General features: G+C 57.2%; 14 protein-coding genes. 3 read left to right on the forward strand and 11 right to left on the reverse strand.

The features are described from left to right. Positions 1–3 precede the first annotated feature (3 nt). From ENH71_RS14180 to ENH71_RS14195, 4 genes are read right to left on the reverse strand one after another with little or no spacing between them, the layout of a single operon-like run. Positions 4–2,397 carry an ABC transporter permease gene (locus ENH71_RS14180; RefSeq protein WP_294136304.1) on the reverse strand — a complete coding sequence of 798 codons (2,394 nt, stop codon included), beginning with the start codon at positions 2,395–2,397 and terminating at the stop codon, positions 4–6. Beyond that, positions 2,375–3,100 carry an ABC transporter ATP-binding protein gene (locus ENH71_RS14185; protein WP_294136302.1) on the reverse strand — a complete coding sequence of 242 codons (726 nt, stop codon included), beginning with the start codon at positions 3,098–3,100 and terminating at the stop codon, positions 2,375–2,377. Before ENH71_RS14185 ends, ENH71_RS14180 begins: the two co-directional genes overlap by 23 nt. 33 nt (positions 3,101–3,133) lie before the next feature. Further along, a complete protein-coding gene (locus tag ENH71_RS14190; protein ID WP_294136300.1) occupies positions 3,134–4,285 on the reverse strand; it encodes an SO2930 family diheme c-type cytochrome in 1,152 nt (383 codons plus the stop codon). A 13-nt stretch (positions 4,286–4,298) separates the two neighbouring features. Continuing rightward, positions 4,299–5,567, reverse strand: coding sequence for a parallel beta-helix domain-containing protein (locus ENH71_RS14195; protein WP_294136299.1), 1,269 nt, complete (start codon positions 5,565–5,567; stop codon positions 4,299–4,301). A 142-nt stretch (positions 5,568–5,709) separates the two neighbouring features. On the opposite strand from ENH71_RS14195, the gene ENH71_RS14200 reads away from it, so the two are divergent. Beyond that, positions 5,710–7,029, forward strand: coding sequence for an MFS transporter (locus ENH71_RS14200; protein WP_294136298.1), 1,320 nt, complete (start codon positions 5,710–5,712; stop codon positions 7,027–7,029). 12 nt (positions 7,030–7,041) lie between these two features. On the opposite strand, the gene ENH71_RS14205 is transcribed toward ENH71_RS14200, so the two are convergent. Both ENH71_RS14205 and ENH71_RS14210 read right to left on the reverse strand, forming a co-directional pair. After that, the gene (locus ENH71_RS14205; protein ID WP_294136297.1) at positions 7,042–7,530 is read right to left on the reverse strand and encodes a CYTH domain-containing protein; all 489 of its coding nucleotides are present in this window, start codon (positions 7,528–7,530) and stop codon (positions 7,042–7,044) included. A 29-nt stretch (positions 7,531–7,559) separates the two neighbouring features. Next, entirely contained in the window at positions 7,560–7,994 is a 435-nt protein-coding gene (locus ENH71_RS14210; RefSeq protein WP_294136296.1) for a hypothetical protein, read from the reverse strand. Between the two features lie 180 nt (positions 7,995–8,174). Here ENH71_RS14210 and ENH71_RS14215 point away from each other — a divergent pair, with 180 nt between their 5' ends. Continuing rightward, positions 8,175–10,109, forward strand: a complete 1,935-nt coding sequence (locus ENH71_RS14215; protein WP_294136294.1) for a hypothetical protein — start codon at positions 8,175–8,177, stop codon at positions 10,107–10,109. A gap of 17 nt (positions 10,110–10,126) precedes the next feature. On the opposite strand, the gene ENH71_RS14220 is transcribed toward ENH71_RS14215, so the two are convergent. From ENH71_RS14220 to ENH71_RS14235, 4 genes are read right to left on the reverse strand one after another with little or no spacing between them, the layout of a single operon-like run. After that, the gene (locus ENH71_RS14220) at positions 10,127–10,744 is read right to left on the reverse strand and encodes a glutathione S-transferase family protein (protein ID WP_294136292.1); all 618 of its coding nucleotides are present in this window, start codon (positions 10,742–10,744) and stop codon (positions 10,127–10,129) included. A gap of 56 nt (positions 10,745–10,800) precedes the next feature. Next, positions 10,801–11,484 (reverse strand): DUF3047 domain-containing protein, encoded by a 684-nt coding sequence (locus ENH71_RS14225; RefSeq protein ID WP_294136290.1) that lies wholly within the window; start codon positions 11,482–11,484, stop codon positions 10,801–10,803. Further along, positions 11,485–13,641, reverse strand: a complete 2,157-nt coding sequence (locus ENH71_RS14230) for an EAL domain-containing protein (RefSeq protein WP_294136288.1) — start codon at positions 13,639–13,641, stop codon at positions 11,485–11,487. Next, positions 13,629–15,974 (reverse strand): hybrid sensor histidine kinase/response regulator, encoded by a 2,346-nt coding sequence (locus ENH71_RS14235; RefSeq protein ID WP_294136285.1) that lies wholly within the window; start codon positions 15,972–15,974, stop codon positions 13,629–13,631. The genes ENH71_RS14230 and ENH71_RS14235 overlap by 13 nt, the downstream gene beginning before the upstream one ends. Positions 15,975–16,211: 237 nt before the next feature. Between ENH71_RS14235 and ENH71_RS14240 the strand changes: the two genes are divergently transcribed. Continuing rightward, positions 16,212–17,483 carry a Glu/Leu/Phe/Val family dehydrogenase gene (locus ENH71_RS14240; RefSeq protein WP_294136283.1) on the forward strand — a complete coding sequence of 424 codons (1,272 nt, stop codon included), beginning with the start codon at positions 16,212–16,214 and terminating at the stop codon, positions 17,481–17,483. A gap of 84 nt (positions 17,484–17,567) precedes the next feature. Here ENH71_RS14240 and ENH71_RS14245 read toward each other — a convergent pair whose 3' ends face one another. Next, a complete protein-coding gene (locus ENH71_RS14245) occupies positions 17,568–19,034 on the reverse strand; it encodes a DEAD/DEAH box helicase (protein WP_294136281.1) in 1,467 nt (488 codons plus the stop codon). Positions 19,035–19,096: the final 62 nt, after the last annotated feature.

A 19,096-nucleotide genomic window follows, 5' to 3' on the forward strand; every position in this document is an offset into this window, starting at 1 on the left:
GGTTCACTCCCGTGTTTTTAACACGCTGATGAGGTCGAAGCGGTCCAGTCTTCGTCGCACGGCCAGCGCGCTGGCCGTCGCAGCGGCCACGGTTATCAGCGCGGTGAACAGCCAGGTCCAGGGGTTGATCACATAGGGAATGCGAAACATGTCGGTCTGCATGCCTTCAACAACCAGCCACGCCATACCATAACCGATAAGCCAGCCCATCGGTATCGCCATCAGGGTAATCAAGGCCTGCTCACCCAGCAATAGTATTGCGACTTCTCTGCGATGAAAGCCCATGACACGCAAGCTCGCCAGCTCGCGCCCGCGCTCGGACAAGGCAATGCGGGCGCCGTTGTAGATGACGCCCACCGCAATGACGGCGGCAAAACCGACCAGAAAACCAACCGAAACAAAGATACCCTGCGCCATTTCACTTTCAAACGACGCCAGCATCTCGTCGGGTGACGCTACCCCACTGACGGCTGGCATCTGCTTGAGGTCGCGGTACAGGGCTGAAGTATCATCAGCGCTGACCGACAGGTAGGCGCCGCTGATGAACGGGCCTTCACCACTGAGGCGCTGCAGCGCGGTCAGTTCCATGGTTGCCGAGACACCCATATAATCGTCGATGACGCCCGCGATCATCGCTTCGCGCTGCTGACGTCTGCCTTCCAGTATTTCCACGGTAACGGTGTCGCCGGTCGCTACATCCAGACGTTCCGCTAACAGGCGGCTCAGCAACAGGCCTTCTGCCGGTATCGGCTGAGCGATGCCGCTGGCACCGATGACCCGTCGCAGTTCGCCGTCTGCAGACAAGCCCTGAATTACGCTATCGCGGTGGTGATGACCGTGCCGCAGCCGGACCGGGATACTGCGATAGGGCTCGACCCGGGTGACACCCGGCAATCGCCACAATTCATGTTGCACACGATCAGCCTGGTGTTCATAAAAACTGATGGCAACATCTTCCCGTTGAATTGCCCTGAATTGCAGATCCATCAGAAACCGTATGCTGTCGAACATGAACAGACCAATGACCAGAATGGCAACAGACATGGCAACACCCAGCGCAGACATCAGGCTTTGCCAGGGTTTTCGTTCCATATTTCTGAGTATCATGCGGGTCGATGAGGGGAGCAGGCGATTGATGCCAGTGCGTTCCAGCCAGCCTGCGCGAAAATTCGCTGGTGGTTCCGGGCGCATGGCTTCGGCCGGTGGTAATCTGACCGCTTTCAGCACGGCACTGCTGGCGCCCGTGCAGGCGCCGAGCAGGCTGACCGCAGAGGCCAGCACCAGTAACCCTGGCTGCAGCCGGTAGTCCAGTCCCGGCAGGTCAAAATAGGTCTGATAGATACCAATATAGGCCTGGCCGAGGTAGACGCCACCGATGACACCAACAAGAATACCCATCAGCACGGCGACAATGGCAAACAGCAAAAAATGCATGGCGATTTCGCTATTGTGGTAGCCGAATGCCTTCAGCACTGCAATTTCTCCACGCTGGGTACTGATAAGGCGTCCAAGTACCAAGTGTAAGAGAAAGACAGCGACACCCAGAAAAACCGCGGGAATCGCGGTTCCCATGACCCGGTTCTGATCCAGTTCACCTTGCAGGATGCTGTGTGAGGGCTGATCCCGGCGCGGATAGGCACCGAAGCCGCCATAGGGATAAAGCAGCTCGTTTAATCCGGCGATCACCTGCGCCGGGTTGATGCCGGGCTCAATCCTGACAAATGCTTCATTAAAGGCGCCATCCATATCAAATGCCGCACCCAGCGCGCGCTGCCCCATCCACAGAATACCAAAACGGGTATCGTCCGGCATCAATGACCCGGGAGGCATGGTATAGACATGTTCCGGCGAGATGGCCGTGCCAACAATGTCCAGTTCGCGCGCGCGGCCATTGATGATGGCGCGAATACTATCGCCGGGATTGAGGCCACGGGCGCGTGCGAACTTTTCATTGATCAGCACCGCAGCAGTCTCACCGGGCTCAATGTAGCGTCCGCGCTGGACAACAATATCGTTGAGCAGCGGGCGCCCGGTTTCCGGCAGCGACATGAAACGCCCGGTAGCGGGTGCGTCCAGATCCTCCAGGTCCAGCGTCGCCATGAAGTTGATGCGGACATCTGCGGCTGCCACGCCCGGCAAACTGACAATCTGCGCGAGCAGGGTTTCGGGGGCGCGGCGCAGCGGTGCCCAGATATCGGCGAAGCGGGTTTGCTGATAATACCGGTCCTGGGTTATGACCAGCGCTTCATAACTGCCGCGCATGGTGACCACGGTCATGATGCCGGTGGCGACCACCAGGGCGATCGACAGCAGTTGGCTTTTCAGGTGCCACAGCTCTCTGGCCAGTTTGCGGTTCAGAGCCAACATGATGACGTTACCACTCGATCTGCTCGACACGGGCACGCTGCGGGTTCTGCGTGCGTTGTGTTATTTCGCCACTGCTCATGTGCACTACCGTGTCACCAAGGGCACCAATGGCCGCATTGTGGGTAATGATGGCGGTGGTGGTGCCGGTCTCCCTGTTCACCCGTTCCAGTACCGCCAGCACCATGCGGCCGGTGCTGGCGTCCAATGCACCGGTGGGCTCATCACACAGCAGAACGTCGGGGCGTTTGGCAATGGCACGTGCGATTGCGACCCGTTGCTGTTCCCCACCGGAAAGTTGTGACGGGAAGTGGTCCAGACGGTCCTGCAGCCCCACCAGTGTCAGGGCTTCGCGGGGTGACATCGGTTGACGGGCAATGTCAGTCACCAGGGCGACATTTTCCATCGCCGTCAGGCTGGACACCAGGTTGTAAAACTGAAATACAAAGCCGATATGCTGGCGCCGATAATTGGTAAGCGTACGGTCATCTGCGTTGCTCAAATCGGTCTCGCCATAAATCAGTCTGCCGCTGGTGGCGACATCAAGGCCGCCCAGAATATTCAGTAAGGTCGACTTGCCGCTGCCCGAGGCGCCCAGCAGCACAAGCAGTTCCCCCTGACTCAGTGACAGATCGACATTGCGCAGCGCGTGCACAGTGACTTCACCCATCACATAGGTTTTACACAATTGCTCAGCGTGCAGGACACTTCTGGGGCTGGTGGTACTGGTTTGCATTAAGGCTCCCGAAAATCCGACCGTATCAACAGGTCAGTTACAATGCCCTGGCCGCTGTGCAATCCAGGTGTTGACCAGTTGTAATCCCTGTTCGTGTACCAGGCTACGGCCCAGCTCCGGCATCAGCACGCCGGTCTCCTGGCTTTCGATGCGATAACTCAGTATTGAGTTTTCCGGTTGGCCGGGCACGATGGAGAAACGGTGGCCTCCCGCGCCGCGACCGGCAGCCACCGGTGGCTTGCATACGCCCAGGCGCATGGCAGACGTTTCCGCGGCGTGCAGAAACAATCCAGAGGTGTCGCCGCTGCCACCTGGTTGATGACAATGCCCGCAGTTGATGTCGAGATAGGCGCGGGCGCGTTGTGGCACTGAGTCATCCGCGTTTGCAGAATCCTGCCACACGGCATTCGCCGGGATCTGTTCAACTTCCGGTAATCCGGTCAGCCAGCCGCGTTGCTGCCAAAGCGTCAGTTGTCGCAGTTCACCGTTTTCATGACTGATGAGTCGATTCAGATGGCGTGCTGCCGGGCCGATAGGAGACAGGTCGCCTTTGTTCTGGTCGAGTACATGACAGCCGGCGCATTCGTTGCGGTTGGGTACGATATAGGCAAATGTGGTGCCTTCCAGTTGCAGGCGCTGGATATCACCGGTTATCTGCAAGGTGGCATCTGTCTGTTCGTCGTTCCAGACGTAGGGCAGCGCTTCCCAGCCGCTCGGCTGATGGACCAGCAGGCGGGTTTCAATAAGCCTGAAGTCGTTCAGGTCCAGTGACGTGCCTGCCGGTTCTGACTGGTTTGCGCTGGCTTTAAGCAGACGCGGCATGTCTTTGTTGTCAGCGCCAGTGTCGAGCGGATAATAAAACGTTTTGCTGATAACAGTGCCTACCGGAAAATCGAAAGGCTCGTTATCACGGTAGCGGGCGGCCGTGCCATCAGGCAACCACACCGTGCGAAGTTTCAGCGCATAGTCACTGAACAGGGGCGTCGCCAGTTGGTAAGGTAATACGGCATCATTAAGTTCGAGCTCTCTGCCCTGAACCTGCAGCAATTGCCAGGCCGACAGTCGCGCCGGGTAATTGCTGCTGTCGAACACGTGCGGTCCCGGATCCTGACATGAACTCAACATGCCCGATAATACCAGGGCCGCGACAGCGGACAGACGAGCGGTGAGTCGCGAAACGGGCATGGTGTGTGACCTCTTACTCTGCCATCAGTCCCGCTGGCAATTCCACTGCTGCCAGTTTGTTGTGCTGACAGCTGTGCATGCCCATATCGACATGAGGGTTGGCATTGTTGTTGGCGGCATCGATATTGAGTATTTCGGCACCTGCATTATCAACACAAATGGCATAGCTCATGTCGGTGCGCTCGGGATGGGTAACGCCGTCCCAGATAATGTCCGGGAAACTGCCATCTGCGCCAAACAGGGCCTGGCGCAACATGTCCAGCTCGGGCGTGCCGGGGGCGCTGCCACCATCGGTGAAACTGTTGTTATATATAAAAATGGTTTCCGGATACGGGTCAAATGCTTCGGCCATTTCCCGTTCCGAATAGCCCGCACTGAAGTAGCTGGAAATCAGAATATTGGCGGTCTGGTTATGGCCCAGATCGTTGTCGAAAATTTCCACTTTATCGTTGGAGTTGATCAGGATGCCGGAACCGGCGGGCACACTGGCCACTGCAGTGCCAGGTGGCGCAAAGTTTTCAGTGTTGTTCTGGTGCACCCGGTTGTTGTACACACGGGTGGTATGACCTTCGACCGGCAGGTTGGGCATGTTAAAAATCAGGATGCCGCCGGTGTTGTTGATGGCGACATTGTCATAGACATCCGCGCCAATGGTATTTTCTATCTCGATACCGGCAACATTGTATTCGGCCCGATTGCGGCGCACGATCACATTCTGCGATTGGCCGACATAAATACCGGCATCTGATGCGGCAATGGCAACTGAATCTTCAATCAGTGTGTGTTGAGTCTGCACCGGGTAAATGCCGTAGGCACCATTGCTGGTATCCGGGCCATTGGTCCATTCGGTGCGTACACGACGAATGACGATGTTATCACCGCGCGCTATTTTCAGGGCATCGCCGCGTGAGTCCTCAATGGCGAGGTCTTCAATGGTGAAGTTGCTGGCGTTAACCAGCAGCCCCTCGCCACCCGTTATCTGATCCCTGAACGACAGGATGGTTGCGTCCATACCCGCGCCGCGTAGCGTGATGTTGTCAACATTCAGGGTCAGGCTGCGCTCGAAATTGAACACGCCGGCGGGCAGATTTATGACATCGCCCGGGGTCGCCTCCAGAAAACGCAGCTGCAAATCGGCAGACGGGTCACTGACGACACCGTCGCTACTGACGGTGGCGTCAGATGTTGTTACAGTATCCGGTGAGCAGGCAGCCAGTGCTCCGCCCAGGGTAATAAAGAATGTGAAGATGAACATTCGCGAATGTGACGGGGAGTGATGCATGACCGGGTGCCTCTTGCAGATGCCGATTGCCGGGAATCGAACATGATGAACAATCGTTATTGTTGTCGTTCTACTGCTGTCTGAAAGCTAACTCGGATTACCTGTTTTTGCAACTATTGCGCAGACAGGCTAAGCTTTTGCGATGATGAAAAATACGCCTGATGACTGGAAGACCACGCTTTACGAACGCCTTGCGGAAGATGATGAAGGTCGGGTATGCAAGGACATCAGTGATGAAGCCTGCCGGGAGACACCTGGCAATTTTCTCGCCACCCTGATCGCCAATACGGCCAGCAGTGTCGCTGATCGTCTGGCCAGTGCCAAAACCACGCTACCGTGGTTACTGTTACAGGTCGGTGCGCCGTCCTGGATTATCAGTTTGCTGGTGCCCATTCGCGAGTCAGGCTCGATGTTGCCGCAAATGCTGATTGGTGCCTGGGTGCGTGGTCAGGCTGTTCGTAAATGGATCTGGGTTGGCGGCGGGGCTGTTCAGGGACTGGCATTGTTGCTGATGGTCTGGTGTGCGTTTGCCCTGGAGGGGCTCCGCGCAGGACTGGCCGTGGTGGCCTTGCTGGTGATGTTCAGTCTGGCCCGGGGCGCCTGCTCGGTCGCGTATAAGGACGTGCTGGGCAAAACCATACCCAAAACCCGTCGCGGTCGTTTGTCCGGCTGGATCAGTGCCATTGCCGGGCTGGCCGCTTTTGCTGCCGGGTTATTGTTGAGCATGACCGGCGGCAGCGAGGCGGCCGGGTCCTACGCGATATTGTTAGCAGCTGGCGCCGGACTGTGGCTGCTGGCCATCATTTCCTACGCCCGTATCAGGGAGTTTCCCGGCGCCACCGACGGTGGCGCCAATGGTTTTGCCGAGGCGTTTGCGCGGCTGTCACTGTTGCGCGACGACAAGGCGTTCCGGCAATTCGTCATTGCCCGGGCACTGGCCATGGGCTCCGGCCTGGTCGCTCCGTTCTATATTGCGCTGGCGCAGGATGACCTGGGCAGTGCCGCTTCTCTGCTGGGTATTTTTATTGCTGTTGAAGGTCTGGCAGGCTTGCTCAGTTCCCCCGTCTGGGGGCGATGGGCTGACCGTTCCAGTCGTCAGGTGTTTGCGGTCGCCTGTGCGCTGGCCTCGGTTACCTCGCTGGCGGTCGCAGCCTGGGCGATATTGGCAGATTCCGCGGCGGCTTCGCAATGGTTTTATCCGCTGGCATTTTTCATTTTGGGTGTATCGCATGCAGGCGTTCGTCTGGGCCGCAAAACCTATCTGGTCGATATGGCCGGTGGCAACAAACGCACTGACTATGTCGCGGTGAGCAATACCGTAATCGGTCTGTTGCTGTTGGTGTCCGGCGTGTTGGGCGCGCTGGCAGCACTGGTATCCGTGCCACTGGTCATTGCGCTGTTGGGCGCCGCCGGGCTGTTAGGTGCGGGGTTGAGTTGGCGCTGGCAGGAGGTGTCGGGCTAGCGGCAGCAACGCTCAGCCAGAGGCGGGGTCGACGTGATACGGGCCTGGTTGGGGCGTGCGGGCCAGCGCTGAATTGAAATACATGGGGTCTCCCGAAACCTCTTCGCCAATCCAGGCGGGCAGGGCAAAGCGGGTGTCCTCACTGTCCAGTTCTATTTCCGCCAGTATCAGGCCACTGTTGTCACCCTGAAAAACATCCACTTCCCAGGTATGGCCGGCGTGCTCAACGCGGTAACGGACTTTCTCGATCAATGGTTTTTGACAGAGATCGGTCAGCATTTCCTCTGCATCCGATACCGGTACCGGGTATTCATATTCGGCGCGGGCGTAGCCCGTGGTTGGACCTTTCACGGTGAGGAAGGCTTGCGTGCCGGCAATCCGGACACGCACCGTGATGCCTGCGCCCGGACACAGGTAACCCTGTCGGTAGCGGACGCCGGTGTTGTCGGGTTGCCACCGGGTCTTGTCGACCAGGAATTTACGTTCGATCTCGATAGCCATCCGATTGCCGTGAGCCTGTTGTTGTCGTGTTATGAGCCCGGATTCAGGTTCACGCTGATAAAGCGGCGTAAATCTTCGACGCTCTCTGGCCGACCCATGGTTGCAAGGGCCTGACCGCTGCTGTCAAACAGCACCAGGGAACCGTCGCCAATATTGTGGGTTTGCGCAAACGCCACACCATCGGGGTGCCCGGTATGCACCAGCAGGAACGTCATCTGGTCCTGCCAGGTCGGGTAAAGCGACTCCATCTGCGCAAGGGTCCGCTCGCCTCCCATGACATGAATTTCGCGCAACATGACTAATGCCGGTTTGCCCTGGCCCAGCTGGCTGAGGTCGCTGGAGAAAGTGGATCTGGGCAGCAACTGCCACAGGACCAGGCCGACCACCGCCAGACAGGTCAGTGTGACCAGCAGTTTTACCACGCGGGATGAGGCTGATTTGGACACGGTACGGCTTTGGCTCATGCGGGTAATCCTCATGTCAGGGGCTGGCCGTTGCGGCCGGTAGGGTAGTAATGCATACAATTGCGGACGAAGAATAACATGCCAGTTGCGGTGTCACTACTGCCTGTATACCAGGTATCGCCACGGGTGGGTCAAATACGCTGGTCTGGGGTATACTGCCGGCCACGACAGAGGGGTTTTATGTTTAGTTTGCCGCAATGGCTCTGGCAGCGCTCACAAAAAAAGAAAGGTATATCGCTGGATCGCGAGGACAACGAGCGTCTGGATAAATTTGCCCGTAGTGTGCGTCGGGTGCGTGTGTCGCGCAGTCTGCTGGGGCTGGCGTGGACAGCGGGCCCGGTCACCGCGATCGGTTTGTACGGCGGTTACTACATTGGTTTCGGGCAGCCACCGTCCAACCAGCTTCTTCTATACTTTATCAGTTTCACCGTGCTTAGCGGCCTGATGGCCCTGGCCGCCAAGATCGTTTATGACAGCACCCTGGGTCATGCCACCGAGCGGGCGCAGCTATCTGTGGTTGAAGTCATAGACAAACTGGGCGACCTGATTCTTTCATCACGGGATCTGATCATCAGTGGTTTCGAGGGGGAGGTGCGCGAACGCGAAGCTGCCATCCAGCTCCTGCAACGGGTTGATCTTTCTCCCGGCGGTGTCGCCATGGCCTGTGAACAGCTTACCGGTGATGCCGACCTGGGCCGCTTGTTGGCCATTATCGACAATTTCAGGCGCGCCGGCCTGTATTCGCGTATCGCTGATATTCAGCAGGTCCATGACCAACAGTTTGAACAGGCGATAACCGTGCTTAATCAAGTCTCGCCCCAGGCCGCAGAGGTGCTGCGTCAACGTTGCCAGGGCGATATCGCCAATCTGCGTCATGGCATCCCGCGGACCGAGCATTTTATTTCCCGTGTGCTGGCGGCGATCGAGCAGGATAACCTGCTGCTGATTACCATGCAGGACGTTGAATCCATGCTGGTGTTGTGTTTCGAATTGATCAATGGACGCGAAATACCGATGCTGGTATTCGATTATCGGGGCCGTTGGCAGCTTGCCGAGGCGCTTGATCGGATGGAGCGGCGGCGCAGTCGTTATCGTATTGCTCAGGCCTCCGGCGGCAACAGGATTCGGGGCCTGGCGTCCTGGTTGGTAGAGGTCGATGTAATGACCTATGACGAGGTTCCTGAAGGTCTGCCAGCAGCACTTCTGGTGGAGCGTGTGGGCCAGGCTCTGGACCGGCTGGCGCTGGGCATGCGCAAGGATGTGGATGTCATCAGAAAGGGTGACATCAGTTTGCGGCCGACATTGCGTCTTAATGCCGAGATAATGACCAGCGCATTGCGGCTGTATCGTACGGCTCACGAGTCATTCAAGCGCATCGGTGAACTGCACGCTGAGTTTCTGGCCAGCACCGAGAATTGGAGTCGCATGATGGATGACGCCCATCTGGATGCCGAAGAACTGCAGATCGGACCAAAGGGACGTGGTGTCAGAATTCGTGAGAAAGTTGTAAGCCTGGACGAAGAGGAGCGCAAAGAGGTTTGCCGGATCCTGGCCCGCTACCTGCGCGAGCAACATCTGGAAGCGCATGAAACCAAGGGCCTGTTTGAGCGACGCAGTGAAAGGGATAATCCGCTGACGCTGGACAGCGCCCGGCACTTGGTGATTGAAGTGGCACTGGCGCTGGAGCCACATGTCCACTTGTCTTTTCCTCAGGTACAGCGGGGCATCGGGTCGACGCGGGCAACCTATCTGGGCGATCTGGAACCTGGCATGAGCGCCAGTGAGAAGAAGATGCTTGCCGAGTCGATGGCGCAGGATGTTGTGGAAGATATGAGTCAGGCTGCGGAGCACCTGGCGATGGCGCTTGTGCGCCACTATAGTATCAACCTGACTGATGAGGCCGGCCAGTTTTTGCATGAAACCTACGGCGCCCGAGAATCCGTGCTGGGTATACTGAGTCAGCATCAGAGTGCTGATGACATCTCGCAAAGTCTGCTGGCCGGCCGGCCGGTAGTCGTGCCGCCGGCCCAGCGCCGCTGGTATCGGGCGCTGGTGCATGCGAAGCGGGTGGTGGGTAGCGAACGATTTACCCCCTTGTGGGTTGAGCGGCTATAGTTTATCCGGCCACCCGGTCAGGCCTTCGCTGAAGGGCGTTGTGACACCCGGTCGTACCAGGCTTGCAAATGGGTTTGTTCCGGCTGAATGCGTTGTGAGATGACGCGATTGAAGTCTATTGTGCACATGGCGTTGATATCTGCCGCGCTGAACTGATCGCCACAAATGAATTCACGTTCTGCCAGTTGTTTGTCAAGGAAGTGCATGAATTTCGACGCCTGAATCTTGCATTCTTCGCCCCATTCCGGAAACGGTTTCATACGATCCTTGAAGTACCCGGTGGTGTGCTGGAATGCCATGCCGGTCGGGGTCATAAAATAAAAATCTATCCAGCGCAGCCATTGGTCAATCTGTGCCTTTTCCAGCGGTGTGCGGCCCATCAACGGTGCCGAGTCGGGGTAGACTTCTTCAAAGTAACGGCAGATGGCCACGGTCTCTGCAATGCAGGCACCATTGTCGAGTTCCAGTACCGGCACTTTTTTCATGGGGTTTCGGGTCACGAATTCCGGCGTCAGGTTTTCGCCTTTCTGCAGGTCCAGCTGAATGATTTCGACCTCGTCCAGCAGTCCTTTTTCCGCGAGAAAAATGCGAACGCGACGCGGGTTTGGTGCCGTGCGGGTTTCAAACAGTTTCATGATCTACTCTCTCTGATGTGGGTTGTTGTTGATTATAGTTGTCAGTCAATAGAGCATCAATTGTCCCCGGCTGCGCATGTCCCGTCACTGTTTCTGGCGCGGAAACGCAGATCTGCATAGGTGGCACTGAGCCTGCTATTGCTGTCATCGCCATCGGTCATGATAGCGATGCCATCGAGATGGTCAATATCTTCGCCAAATGCTTGTTGCCAATCCTGTGCGATATCGCGGTGATGACTGACCCATTCACCGGCGTCGCTATTGCCGCTGTCAAGAGCCCACATCTGGGCATTGTCGCCGGCATAGGCATTGGGCCAGCGCTGGCCCGCCGGTTGTGATGCCGACCACACGTAGTTGATGGTTTTGGTTCGCCAGAATGCAAGGCCCCCGCGTTTTACCACGTAGACCCGGGCGGCATAGTCATCTCCCGCCTTGCTGCGTTCGTCGAGGCTGTCTGGTGCGGTCGCACTGATACGCCAGCGCCAGCTTAGACAGGGGGTTGCATCAAGATCAATACGGTCCTGGCGATAGAAAGCGCTGGCGTTGCCGCGGGTTTCGGCGACCAGGACGCGGTTCGCGTCGTCGTCAGTGGTGATGGTGTAGTCGGTTTGGCCAGAGAAATTACGCTCACTCCAGTTTTCGAAGTCACTGACATCAAGCTCGTTGCCGACAGCGCCAGCGCCGAGCAGCATTGCGCCAGCGGCGACAAGTGACACCGGTTGTCTGCTGAATCTGTGCATTTATTCTTTCTCTCTGTGCATGTGTTCGCTGGCGCGCAGGGCCATTTGTTGAATACTGTCATCGGGGTGTTCAAGTAACGTCCAGCCGGCGTTATAGCTGAAGGGGTGCTCCTGAGTGATAGCCCCGGCAACGGCGCGCAGGCGTTTGAGTGCCGTTTCCGGGCCCAGAGGATCAATGTCTACCATCAGAATGACAAAATCATCGTCATCGTATCGCGCAATGAGATCCGAACCACGGAACGTTTCGCGCAATAAACGGCTGAACTCCACCAGTGCCCGGTCGCCCGCTGCCGGCCCGTGACGCTCATTGAAGGCCTTGAAGTTGACCAGGTCAAACAGGAACAGACACACCTGGAGATTAACATCGTGACACAACATGATGGCTTCCTGAGCGCGGGTATCAAAGCCGCGCCGGTTGAGCATGCCGGTCAGCGGGTCAGTGTGCGCCAGGAAGTCCGCTGTCAATTCGTTATCGACCATCCGTGCGGCGTAGCGCAATACCGTTTCATCGTGGCGGGAGAATTCGCGCGGCTCCCGGTCAATCAGACACAGTGTCCCCAGCCGGCTGCCGGTATCGGCATGCACCGGGCAACCAGCGTAAAAACGGATTTTAGGCTCTTGCAGCACCAGCGGGTTGTTCTTGAATCGTGGGTCAAGTGTCGCATCCGGGACCACCATGACAGTGTCGTGTTCAATGGCATGTGAGCAGAAAGAAGCGTCTCGAGGCGTTTCCGTGATATCAATGCCGACGGCCGATTTGAACCATTGCCGGTCGCTATCTACCAGTGAAAACAATGCAATCGGAACCCGGAACAGGCGGGCCGCCAACCGTGTGATCCGGTCAAAGCGCTCGTCGGGCGGGGTGTCCAGTATATTCAGTGAACGCAAAGCCTGCAGGCGCCCGGATTCACTTTTCAGTCGGCTGTTGCGTAGCCAGTCGATGACTGCGTCGGGTGCCATTGGTCGCGCTATGGCATACCCCTGGGCAAGGTCGCATCCGATACTGCGCAGGTATTCCAGGGTTTCCTCGCTTTCTATGCCCTCGGCTGATGTATACAGTCCGAGACCATGACCCAAGTCGATAATGGTCTTGATCACCGTGCGTGACTCTTTGGATTGAGCGGCAGTCATGACAAACGACTTGTCGATCTTGATCTCGGAGAATGGTAGCCGTGCCAACTGAAGCATGGACGAGTAACCGGTGCCGAAGTCATCAATGGACAAATGGAAACCTTTCATCCGCAGCCGCGTCAGAATGTTGAGAGAGCTGATCGGGTCTTCCATGGCGCATGACTCGGTGAGTTCAAAAATAAGGCGGTCCGGCCGGATGCCCATGCTTTGACAGTACTCGTTCATGCGTTCAAATAACTCGACGTTGTTCAGTGAGCTGGCGGAAATGTTGATGGACAGCGTGATTTCACGTAATCGGCGACGCAAATAATCAAAATCAGATGAGTCTTCCAGTTGCTGGGGCAGATGTGCTAACCAGCGCAGGCCCTGCACCATCACAGACTCCGTCAACCGGTCAATCAGACCGTAGTGCTCCGCCAGTGGAATAAATTGATCGGGGCCAACGGGTCCCAGAACCGGATGCGTCCAGCGAGCCAGCGCCTCGAACCCTGCCAGCAGGCCGGTACGGCAGTTTATTTTTGGTTGGTAAACGAGTGTAATCTGCTCATTGTGCAGCGCGCTCATCAAATCATCGCGACTGATCTCTATTTTGCTTTCTGTGGGTGTCGTAACCAGCCGGTCGATGAAGGTGGTCGACAGGGTGTCCATTTTGGCGTTGCCACTTATCAGCGCGCGCAGTCGGGCGGGTGAAAAAGGTTTGGCCAGCACGCCGGCGATGTTGAGCCCGTGCTCGGAGGCTGAACGCGCAGCGGCGTCGAGCACGCGTCCACCAACACCGCTGGAAATGATGATCTCGGCGTGGCAGCCCAGCCTTGCCAGCTCTACCATGACCTGAACACCGTCCATGCCCGGCATTACCAGGTCGAGCACAATGAAGTCCGGCTGCCAATCCTTTATCCGCTGAAAAAACGCCTGTGGCTCGTTGACATACTGAGCATCAACTCCTGCCAGTGCAGCAATATTGGCGATGGTCTGACCGGTCAGCAGGTCATCATCGAGAATCAGTAGTCGCGTCATGGTTGCCATCTGTCTGACCTCTTGGAGTTTGGTGAGTTGGCAACTGCCATCGCTTTCAGTTTTGATAGCAGGTCTTCGCGGCGCCAGGGCTTGACCAGTAAGTCCGTGCCCGGTTCCAGACGTCCCTGGCGGAACATGGCGTTTTCAGTATAACCGGAGGTGAACAGGATCGTGATGTCGGGCTGTAGTTTGCGAGCCTCGCTGGCCAGTTCGGGGCCGTCCATGCCATCGCCCATCATGACGTCGGTAAACAGCAGGTCGATATGCTCCAATTGCCTGAGAATATTCAGAGCTTCGTCGCCATGACTGGCACTGATGACGTGGAAACCGAGTGCCTGAAACTGTGTTTCTGCATATTGCCTGACCAGCGGTTCATCTTCAACCAGCAACACGGTGCCGGGTTCAGGGACAGCGGCAGGCGAGGTCTGACGATCGCTGTTGTGAGTCTGGAGGTGTTCCGGCGTGTCAGCATTGACCTGCTGCAGACTCGCAGGCAAATACATGCGAACCGTGGTGCCATTGCCGGGCTCGGAATAGATGGCAATGTGTCCGCCTGACTGTTTTACAAAGCCATAGACCATGCTCAGGCCCAGCCCTGAGCCCTTGCCGTTGACTTTGGTGGTGAAAAACGGATCAAACGCCCGCGTTTGTACATCCTGGCTCATGCCCGTGCCGGTATCACTGACCGACACCCTGACGTAAGTCCCGGGCTCCACCCCGGAGTGCTGAAGAGCATAATCGGCATCCAGTTCGCTGCGGCCAACTTCCAGCAACAATTTGCCTTGATCCGACATGGCATCGCGCGCGTTGAGGCACAGGTTCAGGACGGCGCTCTCAAGTTGCGGAGGATCGATTAGCACGGTTGGCAGGTCCTGTTCGGCTATCAGCTCTAGATTGATACGTTCGGGAACTGCCTGTCGGACCAGTGGCTGTATGTTGTTGATCAGCCTCACGATGTCGGTTGGCTGCGGCGCCAGTGGTTGCTTGCGGGCAAAGGCCAGCAACCGTTGCACCAGTTCGGCTGCCTGATGGCTGGCATCGCTGATCATGGCAACCAACGGCTTTTGTTGCGCATCCAGTGCATGGTCCTCGGTCAACAGTTCGGCATTGCCCTGAATGACGGTCAGCAGATTGTTGAAGTCGTGTGCTACCCCGCCAGTCAGTTCGCCCACCGTTTGCAAGCGTTGAGCATGGCTCAGCTGCTCCTCCAGCTGGCGTTTCCCGGTAATGTCTGTCATGCCGCCGATCAGCCTGATGGCAATGCCATCGTTATCGCGAATGACAAAACCGTGTTCTTCAACGATGGCGATGGAGCCGTCCTTGCGAATAAACCGGTAATGGCAATGGAAGCGGTCACGATCCGAATTCAGCGCGCCATAAATTGAGGCCAGTGCCTGTTCTTTATCGTCGGGATGCAAGCGCTCGGTCCAGCTGTCCGGCTTGGCCATCATCTCCTGGCGAGTATAGCCAAACAAATTCGTCACTCCCTGGTTCCACCAGATCTGGTTGCTCTGAATGTCCCAGTCCGAAATGGCATCAACGGTGGCTTTGGCGACCATTTCAAAACGTTCGGTATTGATGCGGTTGTTGTGGATGTCAGTGGCGGACCCACACCACTTGATGGTGTTGCCCTGCTCATCCCTCACTGGCTCGCCGTGGAGCAGGTGCCAGCGCCAGCTGCCATCGTGGCGGCGGAGTCGGCACTCCAGTTCGCTAGTGGTCTGGTTGTGCACCGCCTCCAGCCAGCGTTCGCGAAGTTGTACCAGGTCATCAGGGTGAACGAGACTGGACCAGATGTTGTCGTCGATCAGCATAGCTCTGGGCTTGCCGGTATAGCGGCTTAGTGCCAGATTGATATATTCGATACTGCCCCGTGTATCAGCGGTCCAGATAATCTGCGGAATTGCGTCAACGAACAGCTGGAACTGTTTCGGATATTGAAACGGGGCCAGGGGATTGTCCTGACAGGGTGTCATTTCCTGCAGGGCCTGATGGCTGGCCTGCAGCTGCTCGGTATTCCGCTGCAGGCGCTGAAAGCGTTGCATGATGAAGTCACAAAGAGCAGCGATAATGATAAATTCAGCGATGGAAATTGCGCGGTTGCTGGCCCAGTATTGAAACTCAATGCCGGGTGGTGAGATGAGGGTGCCGAGCACCGTCAGCAAAGTGCTTGTGATGGTGACGCCAATGAGGAATCGGCGGCTGCCCGCAAGCGCGCCCAGGATGATGCTCAGCACGTACAGGTCGCCATGGGCGAAACCCAGCGGGGTCGCGGAATCCAGGACCAGTATCATTAATACGCTGAGCGCGCTGCCGATCTTAATCAGTCGTCGGTGTTGCATAGGTGTGACTCGTTAGCCTTGCCTTAACATTGTCACCAATTCTCAGTGCAAGGCTTCTGTGCAAGTGCCTCGCTAGTGTAGCAAGTTAACATCTTGGCGTCTGTGCAGCATCGGTAAAGATGCAGATGCTCGCAAGCCGCGTTATGATAACTGGCAGACACTATCCATTTCCCGTCACCGGGCTCCCTACTGACAACCCCCTTGCTTGTCCGGCGTGACTTAACAGCGGAGAATTCTATGTCCGATACCCTTGCTGGCGCACTGAGCCAACTGAAAAAGGCCGCCAGCTACACTGATGTTCCCGATGAGGTGCTTGAGGCCCTCAGTTTTCCTAAAGAAGTGCTGACTGCGCGCATCAGTGTGCGCATGGATAATGGCGCCAGGCGGTCGTTTGAGGCCTGGCGCTGCCGCTATGACGACACCCGGGGGCCAACCAAAGGCGGCATTCGTTTTCATCCGGATGCCAACCTTGAAGAGGTGGTTACTCTGGCGTTCTGGATGACCTTCAAATGTGCGGTGGCGAATTTACCCTATGGTGGCGGCAAAGGCGCCATTCGCGTCGACCCGAGTAAGCTTTCCAGGCGCGAGCTGGAGCGCCTGTCCCGTGCTTATGTACATGCGTTTGCCAGCATGATCGGCCCGGACCGCGACATACCTGCGCCCGACGTTTACACCAATGCCATGGTCATGGGCTGGATGGCCGATGAATACTCAAGTCTGGTGGGTTATCCATGTCCCGCTGTTATTACCGGCAAGCCCATTCCACTGGGTGGATCCTTGGGGCGGGACGGCGCGACCGCCAAAGGTGGGTTTTACGTGTTGAATAACCTGCTGGCAGAGGTTGGTCTGGAAAACTGTGAAAGGCGTGCGGTGGTTCAGGGTTTTGGCAATGCCGGGGCGACTATCGCTGCCATGTTGCATCAGGATGGCTGGAAAATAATTGCAGTGTCGGACACGGGCGGCTGTGTCCATGATGGCTGCGGCCTGGACCCGCAGAAGTTGGCAGAAGCCAAAAAGGAACACGGTTCTGTCATTGGTTATGCCAAGGGTGTGTCCGGCGGCAAGGTCACAACCATGGAGCGTGACGAGATGTTTGCGCTGGAGTGTGATCTGTTGGTGCCTGCTGCCCTGGAGGACCAGATCACCAAGGACAACGCAGGTGCCATAAACGCATCTGTGATTATGGAGCTTGCTAATGGGCCGGTGACCGCGGAAGCAGACAAGGTGCTGGAGGAAAAGGGTGTAACGGTGATTCCGGACATCCTGGCCAATGCAGGCGGCGTCACGGTGTCATACTTCGAATGGGTGCAAAACCGGCAAGGTTTTTACTGGACGGAAGAGGAAGTGCAACACAAACTGCGCCCGATCATGGACCGTGAAAGTGCTGCGATCTGGCGGTTGTCGCAGAAAAAGTCTATTACATTGCGAACGGCAGCCTATGTGCTTGGGCTTGAACGAATTGCCGAAGCGATACAGGCACATGGTACGCAGAACTATTTTTGCCCCTGATCGCCGTTGCCAGTGTCGAACCGCTCGCGGGCTTACCCCGGGAGCGGTTCGACTGGGCATCATAGATCCGGTCTGACAAATCAGTTACCAGGTAGAAACCAGCTTGGTGCCTTCGCTGCGACGTGGCCTGGGGTTCTGGCTATTGCCGTTGCCTCTGGCCGGGCGCGGATTTCTGGGCTTGGCAGCAACCGGTCGATCACCGTCAAAGGTGGTGTTGCCATTGCGCTGTCTGCGCTCTTCTTCACGATAGGCGCTGGTGGCGCCCTGGTGCGCAGGCGCCTGTTGTGGACGCGCGCCTGATGTGCGCGCGGTGTCTTTGCGAGCTGTGCCCGGACGGCCCGTTCCTGACCGTGGTGCACCCTGACCACGACGCTGCTGCGGTCGTCGGGTTTCGGTGTCTTTGACGTCTTCCAGGCGCTCACGCAATTCAAACCCGGGCACGATTTCACGTTTCATGGTGGTTTTCAGCACGCGCTCTATCTGCTTCAGCTGTTTCAGCTGGTCACCGCTGAGCAGGGATATCGCAGCACCTTCGGCGCCCGCACGGGCAGTCCGGCCAATGCGGTGGACGTAGTCCTCGGGAACATCTGGCAGGTCGAAGTTGATTACATGCGGTAGCTGGTCAATGTCGATACCGCGCGCCGCGATGTCGGTTGCTACCAGTACCTGAAGTTCGCCGTTTTTGAACTGATGCAGCACTTTGGTCCGCTGTGGCTGGCTTTTGTTGCCGTGAATGGCGCCGGCATTGATGCCGTCGCGCTCAAGCATTTGAACCAGTTTGTTGGCGCCGTGTTTGGTGCGGCTGAAAACCAGTACCTGATACCAGCTGTTGGTGCGGATCAGGTGGCTGAGCAATTCAGTCTTGCGTGACTTGTCCACCGGGTGCAGCGTCTGGGTGACGCGATCCGCGGTAGTGTTAAGCGGCGCGACATTGATCTGCACAGGATTCTGCAGCAGGCCTTTGGCCAGCTCGCGAATCTCGCCGGAAAATGTTGCCGAGAACAACAGGTTCTGTCTTTTGGGTGGCAGCAGCGCCAGAATTTTCTTGATGTCGCGGATAAAACCCATGTCCAGCATGCGATCCGCTTCATCGAGTACCAGCACTTCGAGCTGGTCAAAGCGCACTGCGTTTTGCTGGTACAGATCCATCAGCCGGCCCGGTGTCGCCACCAGCACGTCCAGGCCACCGCGAAGAATCATCATCTGCGGGTTGATCTTGACGCCGCCGAAGATCACGGCCGAGCGCACCGTCTGGTATTTGCCATAGGTTTTCAGGCTTTCGTGAACCTGGGCTGCCAACTCCCGGGTCGGTGTCAGGATCAGTGCGCGGATTTGTCCGCCGCGTGTGCGTTCGCCGCCATCCAGCTTTTGTAGCAAAGGCAGGGTAAATCCTGCGGTCTTGCCGGTGCCGGTCTGTGCAGATGCCATGACATCCGCGCCGCTTAATATAGCGGGGATAGCCTGGGCTTGAATTGGGGTGGGGGTGGTATATTGCTGGTCAGCCAGCGCTTTCAGCAGGCCTTCGGACAGGCCCATATTTTCAAAACTCATTGATTTCCTATTGGTCTCTAAAAAGGGCGACGCTTTATGTCGACGGCCCTTGTACACCTGTA

Source organism: Pseudohongiella sp. (assembly GCF_011050365.1).
Classification (GTDB): domain Bacteria; phylum Pseudomonadota; class Gammaproteobacteria; order Pseudomonadales; family Pseudohongiellaceae; genus Pseudohongiella.